10 protein-coding genes are annotated in these 12,508 nt (G+C 69.3%); 7 read left to right on the top strand and 3 right to left on the bottom strand.

Translation table 11 applies throughout. The features are described 5' to 3' along the window. Nucleotides 1–46: 46 nt before the first annotated feature. From HEB94_RS35880 to HEB94_RS35870, 3 genes are all read right to left on the bottom strand, one after another. Nucleotides 47–751, bottom strand: coding sequence for a response regulator (locus HEB94_RS35880; RefSeq protein ID WP_192753956.1), 705 nt, complete (start codon nucleotides 749–751; stop codon nucleotides 47–49). Then, a complete protein-coding gene (locus HEB94_RS53860) occupies nucleotides 748–1,983 on the bottom strand; it encodes a histidine kinase (RefSeq protein WP_192753955.1) in 1,236 nt (411 codons plus the stop codon). Before HEB94_RS53860 ends, HEB94_RS35880 begins: the two co-directional genes overlap by 4 nt. Nucleotides 1,984–2,140: 157 nt before the next feature. Then, nucleotides 2,141–3,250, bottom strand: a complete 1,110-nt coding sequence (locus HEB94_RS35870) for a RecB family exonuclease (RefSeq protein WP_238361722.1) — start codon at nucleotides 3,248–3,250, stop codon at nucleotides 2,141–2,143. Nucleotides 3,251–3,604: 354 nt separating this feature from the next. Here HEB94_RS35870 and HEB94_RS35865 point away from each other — a divergent pair, with 354 nt between their 5' ends. The 7 genes from HEB94_RS35865 (at nucleotide 3,605) to prcA (ending at nucleotide 12,471) form a co-directional block, all read left to right on the top strand. Then, complete coding sequence (locus HEB94_RS35865; RefSeq protein ID WP_337918142.1) at nucleotides 3,605–4,759, top strand: site-2 protease family protein; 1,155 nt, start codon at nucleotides 3,605–3,607, stop codon at nucleotides 4,757–4,759. 80 nt (nucleotides 4,760–4,839) lie between these two features. After that, nucleotides 4,840–5,928, top strand: a complete 1,089-nt coding sequence (locus HEB94_RS35860) for a tRNA (adenine-N1)-methyltransferase (protein ID WP_238361721.1) — start codon at nucleotides 4,840–4,842, stop codon at nucleotides 5,926–5,928. A gap of 591 nt (nucleotides 5,929–6,519) precedes the next feature. Then, nucleotides 6,520–8,271, top strand: coding sequence for a proteasome ATPase (gene arc / locus HEB94_RS35855; protein WP_337918141.1), 1,752 nt, complete (start codon nucleotides 6,520–6,522; stop codon nucleotides 8,269–8,271). Nucleotides 8,272–8,717: 446 nt separating this feature from the next. Beyond that, the gene (gene dop, locus HEB94_RS35850) at nucleotides 8,718–10,229 is read left to right on the top strand and encodes a depupylase/deamidase Dop (protein WP_202896744.1); all 1,512 of its coding nucleotides are present in this window, start codon (nucleotides 8,718–8,720) and stop codon (nucleotides 10,227–10,229) included. Nucleotides 10,230–10,389: 160 nt separating this feature from the next. Next, entirely contained in the window at nucleotides 10,390–10,611 is a 222-nt protein-coding gene (locus HEB94_RS35845; protein WP_192753953.1) for a ubiquitin-like protein Pup, read from the top strand. Nucleotides 10,612–10,825: 214 nt separating this feature from the next. After that, a complete protein-coding gene (prcB, locus tag HEB94_RS35840) occupies nucleotides 10,826–11,698 on the top strand; it encodes a proteasome subunit beta (protein WP_192753952.1) in 873 nt (290 codons plus the stop codon). Continuing rightward, nucleotides 11,695–12,471 carry a proteasome subunit alpha gene (gene prcA / locus HEB94_RS35835; RefSeq protein WP_192753951.1) on the top strand — a complete coding sequence of 259 codons (777 nt, stop codon included), beginning with the start codon at nucleotides 11,695–11,697 and terminating at the stop codon, nucleotides 12,469–12,471. The genes prcB and prcA overlap by 4 nt, the downstream gene beginning before the upstream one ends. The last annotated feature ends 37 nt before the right edge of the window (nucleotides 12,472–12,508 follow it).

Below are 12,508 nucleotides of genomic sequence, written 5' to 3'. Positions count from 1 at the left end.
TCGCCGGCTGTCGGTCCTCGCCGAACCGGAGACTAGCTCTGTGCGCTCATTGGGTGCCCGGACGGATCAGGCCACTCTCGTAGGCGAAGACGACCGCCTGGACCCGGTCGCGGAGCCCGAGCTTGGCCAGCACGTTGCCGACGTGGGTCTTGACCGTCGTCTCCGAGACGAAGAGTTCGGCGGCGATCTCGGCGTTGGACATGCCCCGCGACATCAGGCGAAGCACCTCCCGCTCGCGGTCGGTCAGTCGCTGCAAGTCCTGCGCCGACTCCCGGGTCGCGGACGGCAGGTCGGTCGCGAACCGGTCGAGCAGCCGCCGGGTCACGGTGGGCGCGACCACGGCGTCGCCGCGGGCCACGATGCGGATGGCGTCCACCAGGTCATCGGGCGGGACGTCCTTCAACAAGAAGCCGGACGCGCCCGCGCGCAACGCCTCCACGATGTACTCGTCGAGGTCGAAGGTGGTGAGGACGAGCACCTTCACGCCCCCGGCCCGGACCGAACCGGTGATGAGGCGGGTGGCCTCCACACCGTCCATCCGCGGCATCCGGATGTCCATCAGCACCACGTCCGGTTGCAGGATCCGCGCCTCGGCGACGGCCTTCTCGCCATCTCCTGCCTCACCGACGACCGCGATGTCGGGCTCAGACTCGAGAATCATCCGGAAGCCGGTCCGCAACAGAGGTTGGTCGTCGACGAGCAGGACCCGGACAGGGCAGGCGGCGGTAGGCGCCTCTGGTGTCGAGCTCATGTGACGGCTCCGTTCAGTGGCAGGGTTGCGAGTACCTCGAACCCGCCCACCGCTCGTGATCCGGTGCGCAGGGTTCCTCCGTTCAATGTGACGCGTTCGCGCATGCCGACCAGGCCGTGGCCCAGCCGGTCGGGGATGACGGTCCGTGTTGTGATCATGGATCGTTTCCGGTTGCCGTCGTCGGTGACGCCGACGACGACTGCCTCGGGTTCGTAGCGCAGGAGGACGGCGGCTCGGGTGGGGCCGGCGTGTTTGAGGGTGTTGGTCAGTGACTCCTGGACGACCCGGTAGATGGCCAGGTCGAGGCTGGAGGGCAGTGGCCGTGGTTCGCCGACCACGGTGAGTTCCACCTCCAGGCCGGCTTCGCGGGCGCGGTCGAGCAGTGGGGCGAGTTCGGCGACACCGGCCTGGGGTGAGAGTTGCCCGGCCGACTGGGCGTCGCTCTGGTCGACGCTGCGTAGGGCTCCGACGATGCGGCGCATTTCGTCGAGTGCGGCCCGCCCGGTCTCCTCGACAGCCTGCATGGCCTCGACGCTGCGTTCGGGCGCCCGAGGGAGCATCCGTCGGGCGGCGGCGGCCTGGACGGTCATCACACTTACGTGGTGGGCGACCACGTCGTGGAGCTCGCGGGCCATCCGGGCACGCTCCTCCGCGAGGGCGGCGCGGACCTCGGCGGATGCCGCGCGTTCCAGTCGCGCCGCCCGGTCCTCCAGATCGCCGACGTAGAGCCGGCGGGCGCGGACCGTGCGAGCGAAGCTCCAGAGCCCGAGGATGAGGACCACCTGCGAGCCGGCGCCCCAGGCGTCGAAGCGCACGTCGACGGCGGAGAACATGTCCTGCTTGACGGCGAGGTAGGCCAGCGATCCGGCCAGAGTGGCGAGCGTGACGAGCAGGCCACGCACGACCGTGCTGTGCACGCCCACGGTGTAGACCAGGATCATGGTCGTCAACGAGCCGAGGACGCTGCTGAAGTCGAAGAAGCCGAGGGCCATGAAGGCCCCGATGGCGACCACCGAGACGGTCACCGGATAGCGGCGACGTACGGCGAGGGGCGCCGTGGACAGCACGGCGAGGATGACGCCCCAGACGTTCGGCACGCGGAACACCGCGCCGGCGAAGTCGCGGTACTCCAGGCCTGCGACGCTGGCCACGGTCAGCAGGGCGGCGACGACACCATCGATCAGGTCGAGGTGGGATCGCAGCCACGCCTTCACGCTCACGCCGAATCGCACGGTCTGAGGGTAGGCGGCCGGTGCCCTCCCGTGACCATGGGACCTGCGTAACCCGGCGCGTTGGCCGGAACCAGGCCGCTGCCCTGGCCACCGCCCAGCACGTCCTCGGCGCCTACCGATCTTGTGAGCACCGGGCCCAACTCTCGCCCGGCGCCGCTCACAGGTCGATGGCTGAGCTGTGCGGCGACGGTGCCTCGGAGGTCGCCGCCTCCGCAGCGCTCGGATCGGGGTCGCTCGTCGTCGTGGGCAGCGGGGGAGGGGTGCCGCCCCAGGCGGGACACCGGACCTTGTGGTCGCACCAGTCGCAGAGCGGGCCAGGGCTCGCCCGCCACTCACCGGTCTCGTACGCGCGCTCGATCGCGGCCCACAGGGCCTGGAGCTTGCGTTCGGTCGCCCGTAGGTCGGCCTCGTCGGGCGCGTAGCGCAGCAGGTCGCCGCTGCCGAGATAGACGAGTTGGAGAAGCCGGGGGACGACGCCGCGCAGCCGCCACAGCATCAGCGCGTAGAAGCGCATCTGGAACATCGCCCGCTGTTCGTATCCCGCCCCCGGGGCCCGGCCGGTCTTGTAGTCGACCACCCGCAGGGCCCCGTCGGGTGCCACGTCGAGCCGGTCGATGTAGCCGCGCAGCCGGAGTCCGGACTCGAGCTCGCACTCGACGTACATCTCGCGCTCGGCCGGCTCCAGACGGGTCGGGTCCTCCAGCGTGAAGTAGCGGTCGAGCAGCAGCCGCGCACCCGCGAGGAACTCCTCGAGGCGCTCCGGTTGGAACGTGCCGTCCTCGGCACCGAACAACGTGGCCAGGTCGGGCTCGGCCTCGACGAGTGCCTGCCACCGTGGCTCGAGCAGAGTGACCGCCTGCTCGATCGTCCGGCCGTCGGAGGGAAGGTCGTAGAGACGCTCGAGAACGGCGTGCACCACCGTGCCGCGCACCGCCTCCCGGCTCGGCTGCTCGGGGATCCGGTCGATGACCCGGAAGCGGTAACGCAGCGGACAGGTGAGGAAGTCGCTCGCCCGGGAGGGCGACAGGACTCGGAGGGGGATGGTGGGCCGCCCGCCGGTGTCGCTGGCGTCGCGCTGGTGGTGTCGTCCCGGGCCGGTCTTGCGGTCCGTCTCCGCGCCGGGGCGCACGTCGGTCTCCGCACCGCGCACGTCGGTCTCCGCGTCAGACCGCGCGTCCGGCTCCGTGGCTCCCCGGTCAGCGGTCCGGCCGCCGTCGGTGGTGGAGTCGGACTCGAACGTCGTCGCGTCGAACCTCATTGCCGCCATGACGTGCAAGCCTAGGCCTGGCCACCGACACCGCCTGGGATGCCCGGCTTGCCGGGCATGCCCGGACTGCCACGGGCGCTTCGGGCGGTAGCGTGTGCCCTTTCTCATGGGCTCTCGGCCATACGTCCGCACGCCCTCGGCGGGACGCGCGACCGGGGTCGGGAACACCAAGCGTGACCTGGTCGTTCGCCGAACGTCGAGTCCACGTATGCGATGGAACCGCGATCGAACCGCGATGGAAGCAGGCATGAGGCACGCGATGGTGCACGACGTGGAGCACACCGCCGTACGGCATCCCGCCCGCGGGCGCCGTGCCGCGCCCAGACCGGACCGCACAGCGAACGGGGCCACACGGTGAGCGAGCCTTCCTCCGACAACCGGCCACGCCAGGTTTCCCAGCGGCGACCCGGTTCGATCCAGATCGCCCGTATTGCCGGGGTTCCCGTCTACGTCAACCTGTCCTGGATCCTCGTCGCGTTCCTGATCGCCTTCTATCTGCGGGGGACGTTCGAGAACCAGGTGCCCGGCCTCGGCGGCTGGTCGTTCGTGGTGGCCTTCGTCTTCGCCGTGCTGCTCTACGCCTCGGTCCTCGTACACGAGATCGCGCACGTCGTGGTGGCCCGCAAGTTCGGCCTGCCGGTGCGCGCGATCACGCTGCAGTTCCTGGGCGGGTTGTCCGAGATCGAGGAGGAGCCCCAGACGCCGTGGCGGGAGTTCGCCGTCGCGGTCGTCGGCCCGTTGACCTCGATCGCGCTCGGCGCCATCGGCTGGGTCGGCTACACCGCCGTGTCCGGTCCACCGCTGCTCGAGGTTCTTCTCTACCAGCTCGCCGTCGCAAACGTGCTGGTCGGCGCGTTCAACCTGCTGCCCGGACTGCCCCTGGACGGGGGTCGGATCCTGCGCGCCGGCGTCTGGGCGGTCAGCAAGCGCCCGCACCTCGGCACGACCGTCGCGGGCTGGGCCGGCCGTGGGGTCGCCGTCCTCGTGGTGCTCCTGCCCTGGACGCTGCTCACCACCAGCGTGGGTTCGCCGAACCTTCTCTACGTCGTCTGGAGCGTCTTCCTCGCGGTCTTCCTCTGGGCAGGGTCGAGCCAGGCGCTCATGTCCGCGCGGATCCGCCGCAAGCTTCCCGCCGTCCAGGCCCGCACCCTCGCCCGGCGCGGCGTGCCCGTCCCGTCGGAGCTTCCGCTGTCGGAGGCCATCCGGCGGGCCCAGCAGACCCATGCTGGTTCGCTGGTCGTGGTCGACACCGACGGCCGGCCGACCGGGCTGGTCAGCGAGGCGGCGGTGCTCGCGACACCGGAGCACCGGCGGCCCTGGATCGCCGTCGGCGACGTTGCCCGCCGGATCGAGCCCGGCCTGGTCCTCAACGTCGATCTGACCGGCGAAGCTCTGGTGCGGGCGATGGGCGGGACCCCGGCGACCGAGTACCTCCTGGTCGAGCCCAACGGCCAGGTCTTCGGCGTGCTGGCCACGGCCGACGTCGACGGCGCGCTGGCCCGCTCCTGAGCCCGCCGCCGCGACCCGCCGCGCGCGTTCCCGGAACCGCACCTGAGCCCGCCGGACCACCTCTCGTTACGCTTCCGGTCATGCCGCCGACAGACCCCTACGAGGGGGAGCAGCCGCCTGTCCCGCCGCCCGCCGACGACGCCGGGGAACGCGACGACGCGGCCGGGGAACGCCCGGTCGTGCCGCCCGCCGACACCGCACGGGACCCCTCGGCCGAGGCCGAGGCGGGCGATGGCCCAGCTGAGGACCGGGCCGAGGACCGGGCCGACGACCTGGTCGGCGAGCTGGCCGAGGAGGACGCCCGTCCGCTGCGGGCCGGTGAGCAGGTACGCCTGGAGGACCCGAAGGGCCGCCGCCACATGGTCACCCTCGAGCCGGGCAAGACCTTCCACACGCACCGCGGCGGCCTGCTGCTGGACGAACTGATCGGCCGGCCCGAGGGCATCGTGGTGAAGACGAGCGGCGGCGTACCCTATCTCGCCCTTCGTCCCCTCCTGTCCGACTACGTGCTGTCCATGCCGCGTGGTGCGGCGGTCGTCTACCCCAAGGACGCCGCCCAGATCCTGGTGGCCGCCGACATCTTCCCGGGCGCCCACGTGATCGAGGCCGGCGCCGGCTCGGGCTCGCTGACCTGTGCCCTGCTGCGGGCGGTCGGGCCGGACGGACGAGTCTCCTCCTACGAGCGCCGGGAGGACTTCGCCGCGATCGCCCGCCGCAACGTCGAACGGTTCTTCGGCGGCCCGCGGGACGACTGGGAGCTCACGGTCGGTGATGTCGTCACCGCGCCGACCCGCCCGCGGGTCGACCGTGTCGTCCTCGACATGCTCGCCCCCTGGGACTGCGTGACCTGGGCGGCGGAGGCGTTGGTGCCCGGCGGCGTCCTGTGTTGCTACGTCGCCACCACCACCCAACTCGGCCGGGTCGTGGAGACCGCCCGCGCCTTCGGTGGCTTCACCGAGCCGATCGCGACCGAGACCCTGCTGCGCACCTGGCACGTCGAGGGACTCGCGATCCGGCCCGACCACCGGATGATCGGCCACACCGGCTTCCTGATGACCACCCGTCGACTGGCCCCGGGCGTCAGCGCGCCTCGGCGGCAACGCCGCCCGGCGCCGGGGGCCTACGGCGAGAACTACGACGGCCCGCGGCCCGCCGGCGAGATCTTCTGATCCACCGAGTCGAACCCACGCCACCCCGAAGCCGAGGTCCACGTCCCCGGACCGCCTCCGCCGAAGTCGCCCGGGCCACTCCACCCGGCCACTCCACCCTGCGCGGGTGGGTTGGCCGGGTGCCGTTCGCGGGTGGGTGGTCCGCCGGAACGGGACGCCGGGAACCTTCTGGCGCGGATCGGCGTTTGTCGTCGAAACCGTTCTTCGCGAGAGTGACGACGCCTACGCGGGGAAGTGCCTCGTTCGGGCGACCGTGGGGCAACCCCAGACCCCCGAATTCTCCTCGGCCACGTATACGGAGCATTCGCGAAGTTCGGATCCGACCAGGTCGGAGCGCGCAAGCCGGCGGGACGACCCGTGCTGGAAGGGTGGCGCATGCGGCCAAGGACCGTAGTGTTGAAGGCCGTAGGCCCCTGCCATGTAAGAAAGGGCCACAATTCGCCATCACAATGTGACGTTCTGACTTGTGGGCGTGACCTGTCGGCGGTGGGGAGATATAAGGTCAGAGGCGTCGGCGCAGTGGCTCGGCGTTGAGACACCAGCGGGACTCAACCATGGAAGTCCATGGAAGGGACTGGGGAGGTGAGGGACGTGCCCGCACAGGATGACCGACGTGCGGCGCGCTCGCCGGACGAGCTCGCCAGCCAGATCACCTACCTCGAGGAAGAGGTCGCAGCGCTCAGGCGACGCCTCGCGGAACAGCCAAGAGACAGCCGCCAACTCGAGCAGCGACTCGCCGAGGCGCAAGCGATGCTGGCCAATGTCACGGCCCAGAACGAACGTCTGGCCGCGACTCTGCGCGAGGCCCGGGAGCAGATCGTCACCTTGAAGGAAGAGGTGGACCGGCTGGCCCAGCCACCGGCGAGCTTCGGGATCTTCATCAGCCGTAACGACGACGACAGCGCGGACGTCTACACCGGCGGCCGCAAGCTTCGCGTCACGGTGAGTCCGAGCATCGACCTCGAGACGTTGCGGCCTGGCCAGGAGGTCATGCTCAACGAGTCGTTCAACGTCGTCCGCGCTCTCTCCTACGAGACGGTCGGCGAAGTCGTCATGCTCAAGGAGCTCCTCGAGGACGGCGATCGCGCGTTGGTGATCGGCCACACCGATGACGAACGCATCGCCCGGCTCGCCGAACCCCTGCGTGACACGCCCATCCGGGCCGGTGACTCGCTGCTGTTCGAGCCCCGCTCCGGTTACGTCTACGAGCGCATCCCCAAGACCGAGGTCGAGGAGCTGATCCTCGAAGAGGTCCCGGACATCCGCTACGAGGACATCGGCGGGCTCCGCGGGCAGATCGAGCAGATCCGCGACGCGGTGGAGCTGCCCTACCTGCACGCCGACCTGTTCCGTGAGCACGAGCTGAAGGCTCCGAAGGGCGTACTGCTCTACGGTCCCCCCGGCTGTGGAAAGACCCTCATCGCCAAGGCCGTCGCCAACTCCCTCGCCAAGCAGGTGGCGGTGCGCGACGCCAAGACCGAGGGCAAGAGCTACTTCCTCAACATCAAGGGCCCCGAGCTGCTGAACAAATACGTCGGTGAGACCGAGCGGCACATCCGCCTGGTCTTCCAGCGTGCGCGGGAGAAGGCCAGCGAGGGCACGCCCGTCATCGTGTTCTTCGACGAGATGGACTCGCTGTTCCGCACCCGCGGTTCCGGTGTCTCCTCCGACGTCGAGAACACCATCGTCCCGCAGTTGCTGTCGGAGATCGACGGCGTGGAAGGCCTCGAGAACGTCATCGTCATCGGCGCCTCCAACCGCGAGGACATGATCGACCCGGCGATCCTGCGTCCGGGCCGACTCGACGTGAAGATCAAGATCGAGCGTCCCGACGCCGAGGCCGCTCGCGACATCTTCGCGAAGTACCTCACCGCCGGCCTGCCTCTGCACGGCGACGACCTCACCGAGTTCGCCGGCAGCGCCAGCGCCTGCGTCAGCGGAATGATCCAGCGCACGGTCGAGCGGATGTACGCCGAGCTGGAGGAAAACCGCTTCCTGGAGGTCACCTACGCCAACGGTGACAAGGAAGTCCTCTACTTCAAGGACTTCAACTCCGGCGCGATGATCGAGAACATCGTCAACCGGGCCAAGAAGATGGCGATCAAGGACTTCCTCGAGCAGCAGCAGAAGGGCATCCGGATCCAGCACCTGCTGCAGGCCTGCGTCGACGAGTTCAAGGAGAACGAGGACCTGCCCAACACGACCAACCCGGACGACTGGGCGCGGATCTCGGGCAAGAAGGGCGAGCGGATCGTCTTCATCCGCACGCTCATCCAGGGCAAGGAGGGTTCGGAGGCCGGACGTTCGATCGACACGGTCGCCAACACCGGTCAGTACCTCTGAGCCGCTCCCATCACCCCCTTCGAAGGGGCCTCGACTCCACTGCGGGTCGAGGCCCCTTCGACATCTGCGAGGGGACCGGCCCACGGTGCGACCCGCGTGCGTCGGCCCGTGCCGTTCGGGTGCGGGGCGACGAAACACGCCCGAGCGTGCCGATGGCCGCTGACGGCCACGAACCAGGTCAGGCTCGGGTCAGAGCATGAGCTTCCGGCATTCACCGCAGGTGGGCCCACACCCGGCCGGTCTCGGCGAGGTGGAAGCGGTGGTGACCGATGTCCTGAGGCCGCCTCGCGACCCTGCTCTCTTCCCCGATAATCGACTAACCCAGCGCTACTCAGGTGGTCTGTCCGCGTACGCTCGATAGTGAGTCGGACGGCACCTGAGTCGATCGGCTCGCCGACGCGGGTGGACCTCCCTGGCGACGGCCAGCACTGCCGACGAGGAGTCTCATGAGCGTGCACCGGGTTATGGGCGTGGAGACCGAATACGGCATCTCCGTCGCCGGACAACCAACCGTCAACCCGATGCTTTCGTCATCCCAGGTGGTCAACGCGTACGCGGGCAAAGTGATTCGGGCCCGCCGGGCCCGCTGGGACTTCGAGGAAGAGAACCCGCTTCGCGACGCCCGAGGGTTCGACCTGGCACGGGACGTCGCCGATGACAGCCAACTCACCGACGAGGAGGTCGGCCTCGCCAACGCCATCCTCACCAACGGTGCCCGCCTCTACGTCGACCACGCCCACCCGGAGTACTCCTCCCCGGAGGTGACGAACCCGCGCGATCTGGTCCTCTGGGACAAGGCGGGCGAGCGGGTCATGTTGGAGGCCTCGCGTCGGGCCGGCGAACCGCCGCTGTCGACGTCGATCCTGCTCTACAAGAACAACACCGACAACAAGGGCGCCTCCTACGGCTGCCACGAAAACTACCTGATGGCGCGCTCGACGCCGTTCGCCGACATCGTGCGCAACCTCACGCCCTTCTTCGTGAGCAGGCAGGTCGTGTGCGGAGCCGGTCGGGTCGGGCTCGGCCAGGACGGCAGCCGGCACGGCTTCCAGATCAGCCAGCGCGCCGACTTCTTCGAGGTCGAGGTCGGGCTGGAGACGACGCTCAAGCGCCCGATCATCAACACCCGCGACGAGCCGCACGCCGACGCCGACAAGTACCGGCGGCTGCACGTCATCATCGGTGACGCGAACCTCTCGGAGATGGCGACCTACCTCAAGGCCGGCACCACGGCGCTGGTGCTCGCGATGATCGAGGACGACTTCCTCACCGTCGACCTCAGCGTCGAGCACCCCGTCACCTCCCTGCACGAGGTCTCCCACGACCCGGGCCTCAAGCACCTGCTGACCCTCAAGAGCGGGCGCAAGCTCACGGCGGTGCAGCTGCAGATGGAGTACCTCGAGAACGCCCGGAAGTACGTCGAGGACCGCACGGGAGCCGACACCGACCCACAGACGCGTGACGTCCTGGACAAGTGGGAGTCGGTCCTGACCCGACTCGAGTCCAACCCGATGTCACTGTCCCGCGAGCTCGACTGGGTGGCGAAGCTGTCGGTCCTCAACCAGTACCGCGAGCGCGACAACCTCGACTGGAGCCACCCGAAGCTGCAGCTGGTCGACCTGCAGTACGCCGACCTGCGTCCCGAGCGCGGCCTCTACCCCCGTTTCGCCGAGCGCGGCCGGATGGAACGCCTCCTCACCGAGGAGGAGATCGCCCGGGCCGTCCAGCAGCCTCCCGAGGACACCCGGGCGTACTTCCGTGGCCGGTGCCTCGCGCAGTACGCCGAGCACGTCGCGGCGGCGTCCTGGGACTCCGTGATCTTCGACCTGCCCGGCAACGAGTCGCTGCAGCGGGTCCCCACGCTGGAGCCGCTCCGGGGAACCAAGAAGCACGTCGGCGACCTCCTCGACCGGTGTCGTACGGCGGAGGAGCTGGTTCGCACCATTACCGGAGGGTAGCTTCCCGTTTTCGCCATCTGAGCGGCGGTTTGTGTCCGACAAACCCGGTTGTGTGTCGAGTCGAGTGCCCTGGGTACCTGCCCCACGTCGGTATGCGCTTGTAGGGTCCAAGTAGGCGTTACCAAGGCAACCCCTGCGAGAGCAGTCGGGGAGGGCGGAGATGGCGACACGAGACGGTAGCGGAGGCGGCCAGCAGCACCGGACGACGCGCAAGGACTCCGAAGAGGAGGAGCTGACCGACGTCCAGGCTGACGAGGCCACGAAGGAACGCAAGGACCAGATGGACGAGGACGTCGACTCGATCCTCGACGAAATCGACGAGGTGCTCGAGGAGAACGCCGAGGACTTCGTGCGGAGCTTCGTGCAGAAGGGCGGCGAGTAGGGGCCCCGTGCCCCGAATCCGCCGTGTGGACGCGCGAGCGAACCTGCGGAAGCCGCGCCGGACGAAGGCCGCCGACCAGGCGGTCTTCGTTCGCGCGACGACAACAGGTCGGCGATGTCCGGCGTCCTGCGTTCCACGTTCGGCGGCGCCCCGGTAAGTTCACGATGAATCCGTTGACAGTCCGCTGGGCTGCGCACGATCTGGAAGGAGATGCGTGGGCACCGAACAAGCAGGAGCCGAACGTCTTCCTCATGCTCTCTTCGTCCCGGGCAATTCGTCGTTCACCGACTTCCTGGGCGCACACGCCCCGCAGCTGTTGCCCGGCAACCTCACGCCACCTGGAACCCCGGTGACCGACGAGGCCCCGCACGGAACGACCATCGTCGCCACCACCTATGCCGACGGTGTGGTGATGGCGGGCGACCGGCGGGCCACCGCTGGCCACCTCATCGCCGTCCGCGACGTGGAGAAGGTCTTCCAGGCCGACGAGCACTCCGTCGTCGGCTTCGCCGGCAGCGCGGGGATGGGCGCGGAGCTGATCAAGTTGTTCCAGGTGGAGCTGGAGCACTACGAGAAGCTCGAGGGCACCGTGCTCTCGATCGAGGGCAAGGCCAACCGGCTCGGAATGCTGCTGCGATCCAACCTCGGGCTCGCGATGCAGGGGCTCGCCGTCGTACCCCTCTTCGCCGGCTACGACCTCGAGACCAACCACGGCCGCATCTATTCCTACGACGTCACCGGCGGGCGCTACGAAGAGCGCGACTTCCACTCGATCGGCTCGGGCTCGCCGTTCGCCCGGGGCGCGCTGAAGAAGCTCTTCCGCGTCGGCGCTCCACAGGAGGACGCCGTGGCCGCCTGCCTGCAGGCGCTGTACGACGCGGCTGACGACGACTCCGCCACCGGCGGACCCGACGTCACCCGTCGCATCTACCCCCTGGTCGCCACGGTGAGCGAGGCCGGCTTCCACCGGCTGCCCGAGAGCGAGGTCGCGGCGCTCGTCGAGCGACTTCTCACGGGCCGGATGCATAGCCCCGACGGACCCACCGCCCCCGTCCTTCCCGAGCCTGAGAGCGGTGCCGCCTCATGACGATGCCGTTCTACGTCTCACCCGAGCAGCAGATGAAGGACCGGGCCGACTTCGCCCGGAAGAACATCTCCCGCGGCCGCGGAGTGGCCGTGCTGCAGTACGACAACGGCATCGTTCTGGTTGCCGAAAACCGTTCCCCGGCCCTGCACAAGATCAGCGAGGTCTACGACCGGATCGTGTTCGCGGCGGTCGGCCGCTACAACGAGTTCGAGAACCTCCGGGTGGCCGGCGTGCGCAGCGCCGACATGCGGGGATACTCCTACGACCGACGCGACGTCACCGCTCGTGGGCTCGCCAACTTCTACGCCCAGGTGCTCGGCACGATCTTCTCCAGCGTGACCGAGAAGCCCTACGAGGTGGAGCTGTTCGTGGCCGAGGTCGGCGCAACCGCCGACCAGGACCAGATCTACCGCCTCACCTACGACGGTTCCGTCGCCGACGAGCGCGGATTCGCCGTGATGGGTGGTTCGACCGAGCAGATCAACGCCTACCTCGAGCAGCGCTACCAGCCCGGCCAGCCCCTCTCGGCCGCCCTGGCGCTCGCGGTCGAGGCGCTCGGCCAGGACGGCGACGCGACACGTCAGCTCGGGGCCACCCAACTCGAGGTCGCCGTCCTCGACCGGACTCGGACGCAGAAGCGAAAGTTCCGTCGTCTCGTCGGCCCCGCGCTGGAGCGGCTCCTCGCGTCAGGGGAGTCGACGATCGCTACGAGCGCGGAGCCGGGTGGCGCGCCCGAGGGCGGCACCGCGAACCCACCCCCGGACCCCGCGTAGCCGCATCGTGACCAGATCGACTTCGCTTGCTTCACCC

The organism is Actinopolymorpha pittospori (genome assembly GCF_014873875.1).
GTDB lineage: Bacteria > Actinomycetota > Actinomycetes > Propionibacteriales > Actinopolymorphaceae > Actinopolymorpha > Actinopolymorpha pittospori.
This window is presented reverse-complemented; position numbering and strand designations above follow the sequence as displayed.

Bases quoted from the DNA above. Each gene is read 5' to 3' on its own strand.
- HEB94_RS35880 (WP_192753956.1), bottom strand. From the start codon at position 751: ATGAGCTCGACACCAGAGGCGCCTACCGCCGCCTGCCCTGTCCGGGTC.
- HEB94_RS35870 (WP_238361722.1), bottom strand. From the start codon at position 3,250: ATGGCGGCAATGAGGTTCGACGCGACGACGTTCGAGTCCGACTCCACC.
- HEB94_RS35860 (WP_238361721.1), top strand. From the start codon at position 4,840: ATGCCGCCGACAGACCCCTACGAGGGGGAGCAGCCGCCTGTCCCGCCG.
- dop (WP_202896744.1), top strand. From the start codon at position 8,718: ATGAGCGTGCACCGGGTTATGGGCGTGGAGACCGAATACGGCATCTCC.
- HEB94_RS35845 (WP_192753953.1), top strand. From the start codon at position 10,390: ATGGCGACACGAGACGGTAGCGGAGGCGGCCAGCAGCACCGGACGACG.
- prcA (WP_192753951.1), top strand. From the start codon at position 11,695: ATGACGATGCCGTTCTACGTCTCACCCGAGCAGCAGATGAAGGACCGG.